Origin of the sequence: Actinopolyspora sp. BKK2 (assembly GCF_011291845.1) — a bacterium.
Lineage (GTDB): Bacteria > Actinomycetota > Actinomycetes > Mycobacteriales > Pseudonocardiaceae > Actinopolyspora > Actinopolyspora saharensis.
In genome coordinates this window covers 1-17254 of sequence record NZ_JAANTE010000006.1, presented here as the reverse complement: position 1 = coordinate 17254, position 17254 = coordinate 1, and the positions used below count along the sequence as shown (strand labels likewise).

16 protein-coding genes and 1 tRNA gene are annotated in these 17254 nt (G+C 67.2%); 7 read left to right on the top strand and 10 right to left on the bottom strand.

Annotated features, from left to right (window positions below; all coding sequences use genetic code 11):
* Positions 1–6 precede the first annotated feature (6 nt).
* The 3 genes from G9Q41_RS13845 to G9Q41_RS13835 all read left to right on the top strand — a co-directional run bounded on the left by G9Q41_RS13845 (position 7) and on the right by G9Q41_RS13835 (position 4482).
* On the top strand, positions 7–2352 hold the full coding sequence (locus tag G9Q41_RS13845) for a DUF6571 family protein (protein WP_165632947.1): 2346 nt from the start codon (positions 7–9) through the stop codon (positions 2350–2352).
* 104 nt (positions 2353–2456) lie between these two features.
* Positions 2457–3419: a hypothetical protein gene (locus tag G9Q41_RS13840; RefSeq protein ID WP_165632948.1), complete on the top strand. Its 963-nt coding sequence runs from the start codon at positions 2457–2459 to the stop codon at positions 3417–3419.
* A 43-nt stretch (positions 3420–3462) separates the two neighbouring features.
* Positions 3463–4482, top strand: a complete 1020-nt coding sequence (locus G9Q41_RS13835; RefSeq protein WP_165632949.1) for a hypothetical protein — start codon at positions 3463–3465, stop codon at positions 4480–4482.
* Positions 4483–4532: 50 nt separating this feature from the next.
* Here G9Q41_RS13835 and G9Q41_RS13830 read toward each other — a convergent pair whose 3' ends face one another.
* The 3 genes from G9Q41_RS13830 to G9Q41_RS13820 are packed head-to-tail and all read right to left on the bottom strand — an operon-like array spanning position 4533 to position 5823.
* Positions 4533–4751: a hypothetical protein gene (locus tag G9Q41_RS13830; protein ID WP_165632950.1), complete on the bottom strand. Its 219-nt coding sequence runs from the start codon at positions 4749–4751 to the stop codon at positions 4533–4535.
* Positions 4752–4777: 26 nt separating this feature from the next.
* Positions 4778–4969 carry a DUF397 domain-containing protein gene (locus G9Q41_RS13825; RefSeq protein WP_165632951.1) on the bottom strand — a complete coding sequence of 64 codons (192 nt, stop codon included), beginning with the start codon at positions 4967–4969 and terminating at the stop codon, positions 4778–4780.
* Positions 4969–5823 carry a helix-turn-helix transcriptional regulator gene (locus tag G9Q41_RS13820; RefSeq protein ID WP_165632952.1) on the bottom strand — a complete coding sequence of 285 codons (855 nt, stop codon included), beginning with the start codon at positions 5821–5823 and terminating at the stop codon, positions 4969–4971. Before G9Q41_RS13820 ends, G9Q41_RS13825 begins: the two co-directional genes overlap by 1 nt.
* Positions 5824–5950: 127 nt before the next feature.
* Here G9Q41_RS13820 and G9Q41_RS13815 point away from each other — a divergent pair, with 127 nt between their 5' ends.
* From G9Q41_RS13815 to G9Q41_RS13805, 3 genes are read left to right on the top strand one after another with little or no spacing between them, the layout of a single operon-like run.
* Positions 5951–6202, top strand: coding sequence for a zinc finger protein (locus G9Q41_RS13815; RefSeq protein ID WP_092524188.1), 252 nt, complete (start codon positions 5951–5953; stop codon positions 6200–6202).
* Positions 6199–6435: a hypothetical protein gene (locus G9Q41_RS13810; protein WP_092524186.1), complete on the top strand. Its 237-nt coding sequence runs from the start codon at positions 6199–6201 to the stop codon at positions 6433–6435. Before G9Q41_RS13815 ends, G9Q41_RS13810 begins: the two co-directional genes overlap by 4 nt.
* Entirely contained in the window at positions 6428–6742 is a 315-nt protein-coding gene (locus tag G9Q41_RS13805) for a hypothetical protein (RefSeq protein WP_165632780.1), read from the top strand. Before G9Q41_RS13810 ends, G9Q41_RS13805 begins: the two co-directional genes overlap by 8 nt.
* A gap of 182 nt (positions 6743–6924) precedes the next feature.
* Here the strand turns inward: G9Q41_RS13805 and G9Q41_RS13800 are convergent, their stop codons facing one another.
* The 6 genes from G9Q41_RS13800 to G9Q41_RS13775 form a co-directional block, all read right to left on the bottom strand.
* On the bottom strand, positions 6925–7206 hold the full coding sequence (locus tag G9Q41_RS13800; protein WP_165632953.1) for a TM2 domain-containing protein: 282 nt from the start codon (positions 7204–7206) through the stop codon (positions 6925–6927).
* A gap of 459 nt (positions 7207–7665) precedes the next feature.
* Positions 7666–9441, bottom strand: a complete 1776-nt coding sequence (locus G9Q41_RS13795) for a P-loop NTPase fold protein (RefSeq protein ID WP_165632954.1) — start codon at positions 9439–9441, stop codon at positions 7666–7668.
* Positions 9442–10018: 577 nt separating this feature from the next.
* Entirely contained in the window at positions 10019–11005 is a 987-nt protein-coding gene (locus G9Q41_RS13790) for an NAD(P)-dependent oxidoreductase (protein ID WP_165632955.1), read from the bottom strand.
* A gap of 124 nt (positions 11006–11129) precedes the next feature.
* On the bottom strand, positions 11130–12383 hold the full coding sequence (locus G9Q41_RS13785) for a diguanylate cyclase (protein WP_347567550.1): 1254 nt from the start codon (positions 12381–12383) through the stop codon (positions 11130–11132).
* Between the two features lie 299 nt (positions 12384–12682).
* Positions 12683–13228: an alpha/beta hydrolase gene (locus G9Q41_RS13780; protein ID WP_165632956.1), complete on the bottom strand. Its 546-nt coding sequence runs from the start codon at positions 13226–13228 to the stop codon at positions 12683–12685.
* Between the two features lie 241 nt (positions 13229–13469).
* Positions 13470–13542: transfer RNA gene (locus G9Q41_RS13775), tRNA-Arg, on the bottom strand.
* 216 nt (positions 13543–13758) lie between these two features.
* Here G9Q41_RS13775 and G9Q41_RS13770 point away from each other — a divergent pair.
* A complete protein-coding gene (locus G9Q41_RS13770; RefSeq protein ID WP_165632957.1) occupies positions 13759–15864 on the top strand; it encodes an NB-ARC domain-containing protein in 2106 nt (701 codons plus the stop codon).
* A 106-nt stretch (positions 15865–15970) separates the two neighbouring features.
* On the opposite strand, the gene G9Q41_RS13765 is transcribed toward G9Q41_RS13770, so the two are convergent.
* Entirely contained in the window at positions 15971–17098 is a 1128-nt protein-coding gene (locus tag G9Q41_RS13765) for a hypothetical protein (RefSeq protein ID WP_165632958.1), read from the bottom strand.
* Between the last annotated feature and the right edge of the window lie 156 nt (positions 17099–17254).

Here is a 17254-nt window from a genome sequence, read left to right as displayed (position 1 = left end):
CGGGACATGGATTACCGGAAGCTGAAGAACGCCGCTCCCGCGAAGCTCAGCGAGGCGGGTGAGGCGTGGAAATCGCTGCTCGATGAGCTCGACAAGGTGATCTCCGATTTCCGCGCCCAGGTGTGCGACCAGTTGGACAACGGGGACTTCTGGCGCGGTGAGGCCAAGGAGCTCGCCACCGCGCACGGGAAGCGGATCCACAAGAGGATGCGGGAGTACCGCGACCGGATCGCCCCGGTGAGCGAGGCGTTGAACACGGCGGCCGAGGAGATCACCACTTGTCAGCGGCAGGTCCGCGGGGTGGCCGATGAGGTGAACGGCAGGGGCGGTAATTGGCGCTTCGACGCGAACGGGGAGATCACCTACCCGGAGGGGCAGCGGAGCGAGTACGAGTCCTACGTCGCTGAGATAGAGGGGATCCTGTCCAGGGCAGCCGAGGCGGATCAGGAGGCGGCGCGTGCGCTGTCCGAGGCCGACGACACGCTCGAGTACCTGAACGAGGTGCTGACCGAGGAACGCAGGGAGGAGGAGCAGGCGGCAAAGGAGGCCGCCGAGCTGGCCTCCCAGTCCCCGGACGAGCTCAGCTTCGCGGAGGGCAAGAAGCTCGCGCAGTTGTTGCGCGAGAACGGCAAGGATCCCGCCTTCGCCGGGGAGTTCCTGGAACGGGTGCAGCCGAAGCAGCTGCTCAAGCTGACCGATCACCTGCAGGACATGCCGTTGGGCAACTGGGACTCCCACACGCAGGAATCGGGGCCGAGTCGTTCCGAGTTGATCAGCAGTTTGCAGCGCCGGCTGGGCGAGACGCTGGCCACCGGAACCGGCGAGGAGGGGCGCGAGTACCTGGGGGAGGACCTGCACGGTCCGGAGGAGGAAGGCAGCACGGACCAGCGGGCCGCGAGCTACGGCAAGCGGATGTTGAAGGCGGCGGAGAACTGGGACACCGGTTTTCTGGGGCTGGGGAGCCACGAGGACACCGGCTATCGCGCTCTCGGGATGCTACTGCACAGCGGTGAGTACTCGAGAGACTTCCTGAATCCGGTCGGGGACGGGCTCGTCGAGGCCGACAAGAAGGACGCCTTCGAGCCGCTGCGGGGCAACGACATCAACCATGTCGACGACCGCGGTCGTGGCGGGGATCCGCTGGTGGGGCTGATGACGGCCCTGGAGCACAGCCCGGACGCCGCGGGCTCGTTCTTCGATCCCGCTCGCAACGATGAGAACCTGGGGCATCTGGTCCAGCGGGAGTGGCCGGTGGACCGGTACGACCACGCCGAGGGACCGCGACACGACTCGAGTCCGACCGAGCAGGAGGAGAACCTCGGGCACGACCTGCTCGGCAAGGCCCTGGAATCGGCGACTCTGGGCGAGCAGCACGGCAGCGCGGAAGCCGCCAGGACCGTGTCGGGGATGGTGCACACGCTGGCCAACACGGACGACTCGATGCAGGATCCCGGGCAAGGGACGATTCCGCCTCCGCTGCGCGACAGCGTCGGGCACATGCTGTCCAACTACATGGGCGCTGTGCACGATGCCGGGCCGCCGTCGCCGAACGACGGAGATTCACTGGGCATGAGTGGGGACAACCCGAACTGGGCGACAGGGGCGGCAGGAGACATGAATCCCCGATTCAGCCAGAGCGAGGTGTACAAGGTGATGGGATCAGCTGCCTACGATCCCAATGCCTACGCGGAGATGCGCGACGCGAACATGGTGCACACCGAGTTGAGGCTCGACTCGATCGCGGCGAATGACAGTATTCCCCTGGAAGAACGTCGTGGAGAAATGGAAGAGAAGGCGAGTAAGGCCTCATCCGTGTTCGGTGCGTTGGACGAGGCCCGGTCCTACGCCGTGGACGAGTTCTACGACGGCGAGGACGCCGCCTTCAACTCCAAGATCGACGCGGGCGGAACCCTGACCTCCTGGGCAGTGACCGGTGCCAGCGCGGCCTGGAGCGGCCCCGGTGGTGCGGCCCTGGGAACGGCCGGGGCCGATGCGGTCGATCAGGTCGCGGAGCAGCTCAAGCAGGACAGTTCTAACGTCGTGACCCGGGAGACAGCCGATCTCCAGGGGAAAGGTCAGAATGACGCGAACAGCCTGTTGAATCAGACTCTGTGGGAGAACCGGATGTGGAAGGAGGGGGAACCTCCTCCGCCGGAGCTGTTTCCCGGGGAGTCGTCGCAGCGGATTATCGACTCGAACGGGCGTATGTCGGAGACCTACCAAGAGTGGGTCGGTAGTAGGGACCCCTACGACCTCAAAGAGCATATGGTGCAGAACGCTTATCATACCGGGGCCGATGTGTACGCCGATGCCACGGGAAACCGTCCGGTGCGGGTGAGCGAGACCGAGTGATGACTGGGCGGATGTGTTGGGTTCGGTTTGTGGTCGGTTTCGTGGTTGGTGTTTTGGTGGTGTCTGGGTGTTCGGGTTCTGGTTCGGAGGGGCCGCCGGGGTGGGTGAGTTCGCCGCCGGAGTATTTGTCGTGTGATGGTTTTGCTGATCCGCAGTTGGTGGTGGATCTGGTTCGGGCGGCGGATTTGGTCGAGCCCGATCCTGAAGAGCCTAGCGTCAAAACGGATGGCAAGGAGCCTTCGTTCGAGTGTCACCCTCTCCTGGGGAACCAGATCGGGATCAGTAGCTCTCCAGTTGATCTATCTTATCTGGCTGGCGGATTCTGGCCGCCTGATCCGTTGATGGTGCCGATTCGTGGGTTGCCCGGTTTCGTGATGCACGACAGCGGGTGGCTGTACGTTCCGTGTACGCGTGGTTCGGGGACGGTCACGCTGAACAGTTATATCAGTGCTGATACGGCCGAGTTGCGGAATCCGCGGGTGCGGTTGGCGATGGCGCGGTTGTTGGTGGATACGACGAACAGGGCGCGTGCTCGGTTCGGGTGTGCGGAGTCGGCGTTGTCCCTGCCGACGGAGTTGCCGGAGATTCCGGACACCGATCAGGCCAAGTTCCCGGAGCAGCGGGAGCACACTGGTGGTGAGGTGTGCAGCATCGCTGCGTTGTCGGGGTTGCCCGGTTACCAGCGTCCCGGGCCCGGGACCGGTTATGACGAGTCGCGGCCGTGGGCGATGGAGACGCCGCGTCCGAGCCGCCTGCTCAGCACGTGTGAGATCCGGGAGGGCTCGGGTGGTGTGCGGGGGACCGTGCCGGGGACGCCGAAGGTTGCGTTCGTGACGTATCGGGGTGTGTTGGCGCGGGCGCGGCACGAGTCGGAGAAGTATTCGTGGCCGGAGTACGACCTCTCGTGCCACGGTGAGCCGGTGTCGTATCGGATGTATGTCACTGACCCGGACGATTCCGATTCGTGGTTGACCGAGCTGCCGGATGATCCGGCCTACGAGCGGATGCTGGACAACTTCGCAGGCAAGGCCGCCGACCGCGCGGGCTGCCCGATCTCGGAGAGTTGAGCGAGACCGAGTGATGGCTGGGCGAGTGTGTTGGGGTCGGTTTGTGGTCGGTTTCGTGGTTGGTGTTTTGGTGGTGGCGGGGTGTTCGGGTTCCGGTTCGGAGGGGCCGCCGGGGTGGGTGAGTTCGCCGCCGGAGTATTTGTCGTGTGATGGTTTTGCCGATCCGCAGTTGGTGGTGGATCTGGTTCGGGCGGCGGATTTGGTCGAGCCCGATCCCGAGGATGCTGATGCCGTCGAGGCGAATTCCGAGGACCCTTCGGTTGACTGTGATCCCCTCCTGGGAGGGCAGCTTTCGGTTAGCAGCTCTCCAGCTGAAGAAGTTTCCCTGGCTAGCGGATTCTGTCCGCCTGATCCGTTGATGGTGCCGATTCGTGGGTTGCCCGGTTTCGTGATGCATGACAGCGGGTGGCTGTACGTGCCGTGCACGCGTGGTTCGGGGACGGTCACGCTGAACAGTTATATCAGTGCTGATACGGCCGAGTTGCGGAATCCGCGGGCGCGGTTGGCGATGGCGCGGTTGTTGGTGGATACGACGAACAGGGCGCGTGCTCGGTTCGGGTGTGCGGAGTCGGCGTTGTCCCTGCCGACGGAGTTGCCGGAGATTCCGGAGTTCGGGCCGGGCAGCGGAAGCGGGCAGCGTGACGATGGGGATCGGGCTGTGCTGTGTGATCCCGGGGTGCTTTCGTCCTTGCCGAACTACTCTCCGGGCTGGGGACGGCCGTGGGCGATGGAGACGCCGCGTCCGAGTAGCCTGCTCAGCACGTGTGAGATCCGGGTTGGCAATCAGGGGCGTGCGCGGGGGATCCTTCCGGGGACGCCGAAGGTTGCGTTCGTGACGTATCGGGGTGTGCTGGCGCGGGCGCGGCACGAGTCGGAGAAGTACTCGTGGCCGGAGTACGACATCTCCTGCCACGGTGAGCCGGTGTCGTATCGGATGTATGTCACTGACCCGGACGATTCCGATTCGTGGTTGACCGAGCTGCCGGATGACCCGGCCTACGAGCGGATGCTGGACAACTTCGCAGGCAAGGCCGCCGACCGCGCGGGCTGCCCGATTTCGTGAGCAGTGGGCCCCGGCGAGCCCGTTTCGACGCGGCTCGCCGGGGCGGGACGCTAGTGCTCCTGCCGGTTGGGCCCACGACGCGCTCCGCGCCTGAGCAGCTCGCCGACGCTGACGAGCAGCAGTGCGGTGGTCGGCACGAGCAGGATCCACTCGACGAGCTCCGGGAGCATCGCGTCGTGCTCCGCGACGATCTCGTTGACGAACGTCAGAGCAACGAGGCAGAGCAACGCCGAGTTCGCCACGAGGAACTTGGACGGTATGCGGGTCATGTCGGGTCCTCGGTGCGGTGGCCGGTTCACGCGAAGCGGTCGGTCTTGACCGCCTCGATGAACGCTCGCCACTGCGCGCGGTCGGTGGTGAAGTAGCCGCCCGCACGGTTCTTGGTGTCCCGAACGGCGGCGCCGTCGCCTAATCGTCCGATCTCGACACAGGCGGTCTGGTGTTGCGAGCGGCTGGACTTGCGCCATCCAACTGGGTTCGTCGTCATCATCGCGAGTTTTCCATCTCCTTGGCGGTGCGTGTAATGATCTCCGTCGATTCGGCAGGGCTCATCGCCAGCTGCCGGAGCCTACCGACCGCCTCCTGGTAAGCCTGCCCGTCCTCGGGCTCGTGCAGGAAGACCGCCGAGCTGTACTGCTCGATGTGCACGATGGGCTTCGACTTCGGAAACTCGAACAGGATGAAAGCCCCTACGTGCGCCGGATGCCACGTCTCGATGTCCGACGGGATGACCTGGACCGTCACGTTCGGCCAAGCCGCCATGTCTGCGATTTGCCGAAGCTGCTCGGCCAGAACTCCGCGACCACCGATCGGGGTTCGCAGGGCGGTTTCCAGTATCAGGGCGGTGAAGTGTGGCCCGTTCCCACGAGTCAACACCTCTCGTCGGCCCAGGCGCAGCGCTACTCGTGCCTCGACGTCGTTGTTCGATGCGCCTGTCATGACGGCTCGAGCGTAGTCCGAAGTCTGGAGAAGTCCCGGCAGTACCATCGTCGAGACTTCGACGACTTGCGAGGCGTCCCGCTCGAACTCGATCAGGGTTGTCAGTTCGTGTTGTGCTCCGGGGACACCGGTCGATACCCACGTCGCTTCGTTGGCACCGCGGGCCACGCTCGCAAGGCGTTCACGTTCGCTCTCGGAAACTCCCAGCGCAGTGAGCACGCTGGCTACGTATTCAGGGCTCGGTGTGGCTGACACACCGCTCTCGTATCGCGAGATCTTCGAGTGATCAGTTCCCAAGCGGCGCGCCAGTTCGCGTACGCCCACGCCGCGTTCTTCGCGGGCTTGCCGCAGTTCAGCGCCCAGGGCACGTGCACGTGGGGTACCTCCGTTGGTGCGAGCCATACACCAATCGTAGTGCTGGGCATCGACGATCTTCTTTCCTTCGATCGTGTAATTGCAGCCGCTGGTGCACACAGACCAATCTGGTGCACACCAGATACACCAGTGATCCAGTGGGAGAAGGAGGATCATGTCTCATCCGTTCACCTGGGTTCCAGCGGCCTGGCAGCGGCACGCGAGCCGGGATCCGGTTCCGCCTCCCGCGGCGGAGTTTCCGCAGGGGGTGCTCGTTTCGACGCTGTGCGGCCAGGAGCTGACCTCGGCCAGCGGCGAGTTGGCGTGGCTGTGGGGTACCTGCCCGGAGTGCGACGACGCGGCGCGGGAGATCGTGGGAGTTCCGTCGCGGGCGGAGACCGCTGCCGAGGGGAGGGGTCGGTCGTGAGCACGCGGCACGGAGAGCTGGCCACGTTCCTGGTGCACGAGCAGTGGCGACTGGAGCAGCTGGCCTACGACATAGCGGGGCACCGGTGCACGGCGCGGGAGTGCGCCGAGACTGCGGCGGCCGTGGAGCGGGTCTCGGTGGTGCTGCGGGAGTACGCGGCTTCGCTGCCGTTCGAGCGGTTCGGGGACGACCCCGGTTCGTCCACTGTGGTGGAAGGTGGTTCCGGTGACTGAGTCGTTCGCCGTGGCGTCCACGGCGCTGGTGCTGGCGGTGACGGCGATCGTGCTGGGAGTCTCCGGTCAGCGGGCCGAGCGTCGTCCGCGCCACGCGGGTGGTTCCGGGCCCGCGGCCCGCCGGGCGGCGGCGTTGCGGATGGAGCGGTTGGCCGGGGCGGATCCGCCCACGGTCGAGCTGATCGCCTGGCCCGCTGTGGACCCGGACCGGTACTGGCGATCCGCGGGCGGGGTCTGTCCCCGGGCCGAGGAGGATCCCACCCTGGAGCTGCTGCGCCGGGTGCGCGACGGCCTCCGCGAGTTGTGAACTGCGGACCCTCCTCGGCCGCGCTGCCCGGGAGACGAGTTCACCCGTGCGAAAACGAGCTGCCGGGCCTCCGGAGTCCGGCAGCGTTCACGGGAGGAGGTCTCGACAAGTCTCCTCGGGGAGAGCAACCGGCGGACACGGATGTGGTGAGCGGCGGAGTCACGAGCGCTCCGCTCGGGTGCTCAGCCTTGAACGGATCCGCGCTTGCGCAGCTCCTCGGCGATCTGGAGGTTGTGGTCCCGGATCCAGCCGGGGATGAGGAAGGCGTCGACGATGATCCAGACGACGGTGACGATGCTTCCGATGAAGGTCACCGTGCATATCAATTGCGCCACCGCGCTGCCCACGCGCTTCGCGTAGAAGCGGTGACCGCCGAACATGCCGAGGAACAACCACAGTATGTAGCTCACGACCAGGGACTTCTGCCTGGCCTGGTATTCCATCAGGTCGTAGTCAGAACTCATCGGGAGAGGTCCTTTCGGAGTAGCTTGCACTGAGCCGGACTATCGTAAGTGCTGCTCCGAGAGGGAGATCACTGCGGAGGGGAGATCGGTCCTCCCGGAGGTGGTGGGCAGTTGCCGCTGCTGCCACGGCGAGCGCTCGGGAATCGTTGCTGCGGGCGGTAGCTGTGGTCGTGATCACCGGTTCGGGCCCGTCGAGGACCGCGACGAGGCCGTTGCCCGCTGCACGGCCCTCCTCGGCCCGGTGTCGGTGAAGGACACTCCGCTCGAGGAGGGCGAGCGTGGAGCGTGGTTCGAGGCCTCGAGGTGAACGGTCATGCGGTTGGTTCCGAGGCGACCGTTCGCTCGCCCCGAGTACGAGTGCACCGGGTGCGCAGTGCCGCCGAGCCCGCACCGTTCCGCGTCCCGGCGACACTCGATGACATGTGCTTCTGTTGATTCTTGGTTACTCCGGAACCGGTCTCACCGATACGTCAGGGAGTTCTCGAGTGACATCTTTGTCCACTCCAGCATCTCGTTGAAATCGTTGGTGATTCCGATGGCCTGGAGCTCGTTGGCCCAGTCGCGGCGCGCGCCTGTTATCCGAGCGACGTAGAATATCGTGGGTCCTGTGTAGATGTTCTTCTCGCGCAAAATTTGGAGATCTTCGAGTCCTGCGTTTTCTCTCTCGTGACGGTTTATGTCCGAGATGATCAGATTTGGGTTCCTGCGCCGTGCTGATCGTTCCATCGATTCGAAGTCGCTGGCTGTGTCCACTGTGGCACCCCACTCCTGCAGGATGCTGACAATGGTTCCTGGTTCTGAAAACTCACTATTTTCCTGGGCGAACAGGTCGTCGACCACGAGTACGTGTGCTCCGTACAAGTTCGTACCGTCGTTCGTGAACTGTTGCTCCGTCTCGCCCTCTCCGAGGTCGGGTTGGAAACGCCTGCGTTGTAGGTGCTCCCGGAGGCGGTCGAAATGAGGCGAGTCCTTGAGCTGACGAAGTGTGGCGGTGAACGCCTCTTCTGTTGACAACCTGGACATGGGTTCCGGAAGTGCTTGTTCCAGTTGTTCGAGAGCGTTCAGGAGGGTGCTGCGGTCACTGGGGGTGTCGCTCGGGGGTTCGATACCGTACCTGGTGAAAATGCTCTTCCAATTTTGGGAGTCCAGTTCGCCCAGCATGATGCTCGCTCGAGCATGGCGATAGTCGAGAAAATCTTGGACCGGGTCTTCCAGGACGGGGCTGGTGATGAGTCTGTAGAAAGCAGGGTAGAAGTGCTGCAGCAGCAGGACTCTCACGAGGAGGTTGGCCCCCAGGAAGTTCCATTCCCCGTCGAGGTGGTACTCGAGGACGAAACTGTTGATCAGCCTCTTGATTCGGCGTGGATTGCGCCCCGTGCGTTCGGCGATGAAGTGGGATATGTTCGCGTCGAACAGTTGCGAGGTTCCGGAGCGTGATGCATACCCCCTCACCAGTCCATGTAACTGTTGCTGGTCCGGCAGCGGGGAATGGTAGTTGACTTGAACGATCTTCTCCAAGTAGTCGGAGGGGCGCACGTTGGCGGTGTCCGCTTTCTGGAGAGCTCGGGAGAGGGCGGACCGGTCGTATCCTATTACGAATATCAGCCCTGGGATGTCGAGATAGAGTTTTATCGCTTCGCAGACGGCAGTAACCACGTCTTCCTGGCAGCGGTCCAGGTCATCCACGAAGACGACGATCTGCTTCCCCGGCGAACCTGAAGACATCACCCATTCTTGCGCCATTTGCTTCACGATTCCGTGGATTTCGTTCCGGGACTTGGGGTCCACCGAAATCTGGGACCAGAGTGCGTCCACCAGGCGGCGCAACCCGAGGGTGGTCATCGTCAGCAGAAACACGATTCTGATGAATCTCGAGACCCGAGGAGTGTTGGCTACTCTGTGATAAGCCCTACGAAGTATGTTCCGATCGAAGCGCAGCAGAACTGATTTGATCAGCACTTCCAGGGCGTTGGTTCCCGAGGTCCAGGCGTTGAACCAAGCTGTTTGTATTCCCGCCGTTTCGTCGAGTCGGCGCTGCAGCTGTCGCATCAGGCTACTCTTGCCCATCCCCCAGCCGGCATCGATCGCGAGCGTAAACGGAGTGGAGTGCCGCGAGGAAACGATCAGATCTGCCAGCCTGTCGGCCGTGTTCCCCGTGTCGAGCAGGTCCTCTTCCGCATTGCTGACCGGCTCGTCATTGAGGACGACGAAGTGGTCATCACCGGATGACTGCACGTTTCCCCCATATCGGTAGTAGCGGTCGCTCTTGCGCTGTTGGATTAGTTGATTCCCGGGCGTCGGACGTCATGAGCTGAGATCATCGAGTGTCATGGAAGATTCTTTCTGCCAAGATTTTTGTCGGCTCGTCGAGCCGGATGTCCACATTGGCACATCGATCGCATCGCCATGATCGAATCATGTGTCACCTCGGACGAGTAACCCTCGCCGTAGGCCACGACGCGACCGTCGTATCCTGCAGTCTTCTGCGGTTAGGAAGGGTCTTCCCGCTCCGGTGCCCGTTTCCGGAAGGCACGAATGATCGCGGAGAGAGCAACGGTGTGGGGAATCGTGCTAGTCCAATGGGGTGAATTCGGAGTATTTCCCGTGCATCAGGCAGTCAAGCTGTGTATCGGGAAGGACGAGACCAGTTCTCCGGCTCGGTCGGAGGCCTTGTTGATGCGCCGTTTCCGGTCGACCGTCCGAAGTGCGGGGAAGTGGCGGGAGCGGGTTGCCGGGGCGAGCCCGTCGCGGTCCCCGTCAGATCCCCGCCAGGTTCCGGCCGGGTCGATCCACCCGGGAACAGCGGGGAGCGTCAGCGGACGGTGTAGACCCCGGTGGGCACTGAGTGGTACCCCTTGGCGCCCACCGCGCGGGCGAGCGGGCTGCGGGGGTCCTCGTCGGCGGCGATGCTGTCGAGGACGTGGCGGAAGTCGTAGCGGGGCGTCCAGCCGAGCTCGGTGCGGGCACGCTCGTTGACGTAGACGCGGTCCAGCCGGGGGAACAGCGCCCATCCCAGGCGGGCGTACTCCCGGTCGACCTCCGGGAACAGGCGGCGCACCACCGCGGCGGCGTCCCTGCCGAGTTCGGGCAGGTCGTCCGGGCCGAACGGGGTGGTGGCGCTGATGACGTAGCGCCCGAAGCCGAGCCCGGGTGCCCGCTGCGCAGCCAGCAGGTGCGCGTCGACGACGTCCTGGACGTCGACGCGGCGGTGGAGGTACTCGTTGGCCTTGACGTTCGCGTCGGCGTAGTGGGCGCGGACCTCGGCGTCGTCGTCGAGCTCGGGGAAGAACCGCGAGGTGCGCAGCACGACTACGGGCAGCCCCCGCTCGCGGTGGACGAGTTCGCACAGGTCCTCGGCGCCGGTCTTGGTCACGCCGTAGACGTTCTTCGGGACCGGTGTGACGTCCTCGGTGATCCAGGCGGCGGGCCGACCCGGCCCTGGGGTCAGCGCACGCCCGAAGGCGCTGGTGGTGCTGGTGAACACGAAGCTCTCCACACCGGCCGCGACGGCCTCCTCGAGCAGGACCAGCGTGCCGGTGACGTTCGTGTCGACGAAGGCCTGCCGGTCGTGCGAGCCCACGTGCGGTTTGTGCAGCGTGGCGGTGTGCAGCACCGCCTCGACACCCCGCAGGACCCGCCGGACCGTCTCGCGGTCCGCGATCGACCCGACCACATCGGTGAAGGACGAGTCCTCGACGTCGAGGCCCACGACCTCACGTCCCCGCTCGCGCAGGACCCGGATCAGGGCTTCGCCGAGGTGCCCGGCGCTGCCGGTCACCAGAACCCTCCCGTTGGACACGGCGTGATCCTAACCGCTCACCGGGGAGGAATCGAGGGTCGACCAGCAGGGCCGCCGCCGGATCACTCCCCGGGAACCCGACCCCGGGAACCCGGCGCGTCGGAGCGCCGGGCGACACCGGCGGCTAGTGGGATCGGGCGAACTTGCGCGCGTACATGTCGCGGTCGGCACCGGCCAGCAGGTCGTGCGGGGTGACCGACGGATCGCGCGTGGTGGTCAGCCCCACGCTGGCCCCCAGCCTGCCCCGCCGCTCGGGGTCGGGGGTGGCGGAGTTCAGCTGCTGGGCGACCCGGGCGCGCAGTTCCTCGGCCTGGGCGGGTTCGGCCAGCACGGCGAGCACGACGAACTCGTCGCCACCGATGCGGGCCACGGTGTCGCTGGAGCGCACGGCGCTGGACACTTCTTGCGCGGCGGCTTGCAGAATCCGGTCGCCCGCGTTGTGCCCGTAGCGGTCGTTGATCGGTTTGAACCCGTCGAGGTCGATCATGAGCACGGCCAGCACGCCGCCCTGTTCCGGAAGCTTCGTGAGCTCCTGGTGGAACCGGTCGAGAAGCAGGGAGCGGTTGGCCAGGCCGGTCAGCGGGTCGTGCAGCGCCATGCGGGTCAGCTCGGCCAGCCGTCCCTCGTCCACCTGCGCATCGTCCCCGAGGGGCTCGTACTGGCTGACCACGTAGGCCGGCCGGTCGTCCAGCCCCTGGACCACGCCGATGCGGGCCAGGGTCCAGAACGGGTGCCCGTCCCGGTGCCGGAGGCAGAGCTCCAGGTTGGCCGACTCGGTGCGCCCCGCCCTGAACTGGGGGTACAGCGAATCCACCTGCTCCTTGTCGCCCTCGTAGACCAGCTCGCTGCTACGCCGCCCCAGCAGCTCGCCCCGGCCGTAACCGACCAGCTCGCACAACCTGGCGTTGACCTCGGTGCAGTACCCCTCCAGATCCATCAGGGCCATGCCGATCGGGGCATCGCCCAGCGTCCGGCGCCAGAGCAGCTCGGCTCCGTACCGGTCGGTGATGTCGTGGAACTGGGAGGCGATCAGGAGCGTGCTGCCGTCCGAGGCCCTGAGCAGTGAGCTGGTGACCAGCACCAGGATGACGTCGCCGTCCGCGCGCAGGAGCCGCTTCTCCGACGAGAAGCTGTCGATCCTTCCCGCAACCAGGTCCCGGATCGTTTCCTCGGCCAGAGCGTAGTCATCCTGATGGGTGACCTCCACGGGCAGCAGTTCGAGCAGTCGCTCCCGTTCGTAACCGAGCAGGCGACACATGGCCGGGTTGACGTCCACGTGCCGCCCCTGCAGGTCGATCAGCGCGATGGGACCGGCGAGCTGCTTCCACAGGCTCTCCCACGGCACCGTGCTGCTCATGTTCCACCCCTCGGGGGTCACGACTCCCACGCTAGCTGTCCCGGGAACACATCACGACCGGTGAGCTCGCGGGCCCGGGCCCCGCCGAGTTGAGAATCCCAGCCGCCGACGTGCCGGTGCGAAGCGGTTCCGCACCGGCCGGCGTCACGTGCTCCGGCCGCGCTCCAGCACCGGGTGATCGCAACCGGGCGGGCCGCGTGGAGGTCTTCGCCCGGGCGAGTACCGAGTCGCGCGCGGAGCCACGCGCGGAGCCGGTGACTCGCCGGGCTGCCTTCCGAACGGGCTGCCCTCCGGAGTCGTTCCGGCGGGAGACCGGTCTCCTACTGCGCGGTGAGACCCGCCAGGAGGTCGCGTCCTGCGGGCCAGTCGCCCAGGCCGCTGTCCGAGTTGATGTGTCCCAGCGGGCCGGCCAGGTGCCAGTGCGCGCGCCACCCGGAGGCGAAGGAGGCCGCGGTCGTCGAGTCGCAGTAGGGGTCGTTCTCACTGGCGACCACGAGCGCCGGGCACGGCAGCTGCCGGGCTGCCACGTTCAGGAAAGTCGGGGCCGCCTGGCGCGGGAACGCCGAGTCGTGCGGGTCGGGAGGAGCCACCAGGAACGCGGCCACGTTGTCCGGGCGAGCCTCACGAACCCAGGTCGTCGTGGCCCAGCACCCCAAGCTGTGGGCCACCAGCACCACCTCGTCGGCGTCGGCCGCGGCGGCCCGGTACGCCTCGTCGACCGCGTCGACCCAGTCCCGCAGGTCCGGTGCCGACCACGATTTCGGGGAGATCCGCGAGGCCGACCCGCCCCACTCCCGCTCCCACCGGCTCTGCCAGTGCCTGTCGTTCGAGCCGTCGATCCCCGGCACGACCACGTAAGCGACCATGGGACACCACCGTTTCCTCAGTTGTTCCGATTGGGCTCACAGTCTGACGGCAACACCCGTCACCGTGGTCCAATACCGCTGAGTGGTGTCGAGGTCGGTCGGATCGTCGGACGCGCGCGGGTTGCGGGCAGCGGGTGCGCGTGCCCTGGTGCTCAGTGGCAGCGGGCTGAGCAGAAGTGGGGGTAAAGTGGGGACCGATCTTGGTCGGGATCCATGCCCGCGCCTGTGCGCTGGGGTGATGTGCCCTCGGCAGGATTCGAACCTGCGACACCCGCTTTAGGAGAGCGGTGCTCTATCCCCTGAGCTACGAGGGCTTCTGTTGTGCGTCCCGGATCGTCGAAGCCGATCCGGCGACCAGGATACCGGTCCGGTGCGCGTCGCCGAACACCGGGCCGGTGCCGGGCGCGCACCGGCGTGCTCACCGCGCTCGGCGCGCCCCTCACGCCTCCGCGCCGGGCCGAGCGGAAAGCCCCCTTCCCGCATGGTCAACTGATCGTTACCGTGTGCTCCGAGACGGCACTGGGGTGGCGATGACGAACGAGTTCCACGGCGACGCGCACAACGCGGTCCAGGCGGCCCACATCGGGCAGCTGATACAGCACTGCCACCAGGCGCGGGAGGAGGATCCCGCGCGCCGCCGGAACAGCCTTCCGCCCGGTCCGAGGTTGCTGGTCGACCGCAGGGAGGACAACCGCAGGCTGCACGAGGCGCTCGAGCGGAAGACCGCCGCCGAGAGCGCCGGCGCGATCCTCGTCGGGCTCTGCGGCACCAGCGGAGTCGGCAAGAGCACGCTGGCCAGGAGCTTCTCCTGGGAGGTCCAGGACCGCTTCGAGGACGGCTTCCACTACGTCGACTGCCACGGCCTGGCCCCCTCCGGCGCGGGCGAGCTGGCCCTGCTGTGCCTGCGCAGGCTGGGCACGGCCGAGCGCGACCTGCCCGCTTCCGGAGAGGGAGCGCTGGGCCTGCTGCACGAGCTGACCAGCGGCCGCCGGATGGGCTTCGTCTTCGACGGTCTGGTGCACCCGCGCCACCTGCTGGACCTCCGGATAGCCGCCCCGGAGAGCCTGATCCTGTTCACCAGCCAGCGCAGCGCGGACGAATTCTCCCCCGAAGGGGTGAACTCGATAGACCTCGAATCGCTCTCCGCGGAGCACGCCGTCGAACTGCTCACCCGGGTCACCGGAACGCGGCTCGACGCGCGGGACCCGGACGTGGAGCGGCTCGTCGAGCTGTGCGGGAGGATGCCGCTGGCGCTGGAGTTCGTGGGCAAGAAGATCAAGCGGCTCAAGCACTGGACACCGCGCCGGGCCGCCGACTGGCTCGCCGACCCCGCCCACAAGCCCGACATCCTGCGCGACAACCCCGAAGTGCGCGACACCCTGGAACTCGCGGTCACCGACCTGCCCGCCGACCAGACCGAGCTCTACCGCCTGCTCGGCTCCATCCCCTGCCGCACCTTCGACGTGGCCACCACGGCCGAGCTGCTGGACACCGCATCGCCCGAGGCAGAGGACCTGCTCTACGAGCTGCACGCCGCCAACCTGGTGCGCGAGTCCGAACCCGGACGCTTCCACCTCCACGACCTGGTGCGCGTCCACGCGGGCGAGCACGCCAGGGCGCTGGACCGGCGGCGCTCCGAACCGGCCCACCGGCGCCTGGTCACTCGCTACCGCAGGCTGGGCGCCCACGCCGACCGCGCCGTGATGGCGGAGAACAGGCTGCGCGTGGCCGGCGACGAGGAGCTGATCGCGCCCGAGCGGAACCCGTTCACCAAGCAAACCGCGCTGCGCTGGCTGGAAACCGAGCTGCCCAACATCCTCGCGCTGCTGCACGACGCCGAGCTGCGCGGCGACGACGAGACGGTCCTCGCGCTCTGCGACGGGCCGCTGTGGACGCTGCACAACTACCACAAGCACTACGACGAGACGCTGCGCGCCTTCGAGTCCGCGATCGAAGCAGCCGGGCGCCGGGACGACACGCTCGCCCTGGCCAGGATGCGCATCCTGCGCACCCGCGTGCTGATGGAGCTGCACCACTTCGACGCGGCCCACGAGCAGGCGCGCGGAGCCGTCGAAACCGCCGTGAGCTCCGGACACCGCCAGGTGCTGGCCTCGGCCTACGAGTTCCAGGGGCGGGTCTACCTGGAGGAGGAGAACCACGAGTCGGCCGTCGAACCGCTCGTCCGCTCCTGGGAGATCAACCACGCCCTGGGCAAGCAGCGCGGCATGGCCCTGGTGGAGCACTTCGCCGCGCAGGCCCACAGTGGACTCGGTGACCAGGAGACCGCTCTGGAGCGGTTGGAAACCGCGACCGCGCGCCTGGAGGACTTCCCGAACGACTGGCGCACCCCGGCGCGGATCCGACTCACCAGGGGAATCGCGTACCAGCGGACGGGGCGGCACGAGGAAGCCGTCGAGCAGCTGGGCGAGGCGGTGCGCGAGATGAGCGCCCACCAGTCCGATTCGGACGACGAGCGGCTCCTGTTCGACCTGGCCCAGCCCTTCGAGTGGCTCGCGCCGTCACTGCGCGCGCTGGGCGAGGAGGAGCGCGCCGCGCAGTGCCTGCGCGAGGCCGCCGCGATCTACGAGCGGGCCGGCAGTCCCAAGGCCGCGAGGCTGCGCGCCGAACTCGGGTGATCGGACTTCCCGGTACCCCCGAAGTCGGGGCATCCGCAGCGAGAGCCCGCGAGAGGTTCCGCCGCCCGCACCGCTGCGCGGGGAGAGCCGCGGAAATTCCGGACGCTCACTCGGGGACGAAGGGATCCAGGGGGCGCGCCACCGCCCGCCAGGCGGGCTCGGCGAGCCCGAGCTGCTCGTAGATCACCCTGCGCAGGGCGCTCGCCGCCCCTCCGGGCTGCGCGAAAGCAGCGTTCACGAGCTCGGCGTGCCCGGCCACCGGAGCGGCCCGCTCGACCTGCTCGCGCAGCGGGCGGTCGCGCTCCAGGTAGGCGGCGCGCCTGCCCAGCTCCTCCCGCGGCGTGCCCGCCACCACCTCCCGGTGGCCGAACTCGGCCAGCAGCAGGCGCTTCCCCAGGGTGGCGGCGTACATCCCCAGCGATCCGTGGTCGGATACCACGGTGTCGGCGGCGACGAGAGCGGCTTTCCACCCGTGCTCGGGCGGAACCAGCACCAGCCCCGCCTGCCGGGCGCGGTCGGTCCACTGCCTGATCTGCCAGGGGCCGTGCCGCGCCCAGACGTTGGGGTGCAGCACCAGGGCCACCTGGTGGCTCCGCGCGGGCAGCGCGTCCACCAGCTCGGCGGCCAGCTCCGGCGCGCGGCCGAACAGCGCCCGCGGCCCCCAGGTGGAGGCCAGCAGCACGAGCTCGCGGTCGCCGGTCCCGAGGGAGTCCCGGTAGCTCTGCCGCGACGGCGTGCTGATCCGCAGCCGGTCGAAGCACGGGTCCCCGACCACCTCGGCCCGATCCTTGGCGAGCGGGCACTCGCGGGCCAGCAGCTCGAACTGGTCCCGGTGGGACAGACACACGACCGAGGGCACGACCCTGCCGTCCCGCACCAGCTGCTCGTGCGCCAACCCGGCCACCTCCGGGCCGAAACCCCGCCCGGAGGGGAGGTGCTTGTGGTGGCCCGCGCCGTGGGACAGGGTCAGCACCGGCATGTCCAGCTCGTGCAGCGCGCCGTTGCCGCTGGGGGAGATCGCCAGGTCGAAGTTCCGCCCGCACGCCTGCGACCACGGGACCACGTGCATCCCGGCGCGGCGGAAGTGCCCGGACAGGTCGGCGTCGAACTCCGAACCGGCGGCGTGGGTGAACCGGGTCTCCACCCGGAAGTCGTCGGCGAGCACCGTGAGCACGTCGGCCAGCCGGTCCAGGGCGGTCAGGTTGCGGACCACCCCGAGCACCCGCCTGCGCACGGGTGCGGTCGCCCAGGGATCATCGCGGTTCGCGGTTCGCGGTTCGCGGTTCGCGGTTCGCGGTTCGCGGTTCGCGGTTCGCGGTTCGCGGTTCGCGGTTCGCGGTTCGCGGTTCGCGGTTCGCGGTTCGCGGTTCGCGGTTCGCGGTTCGCGGTT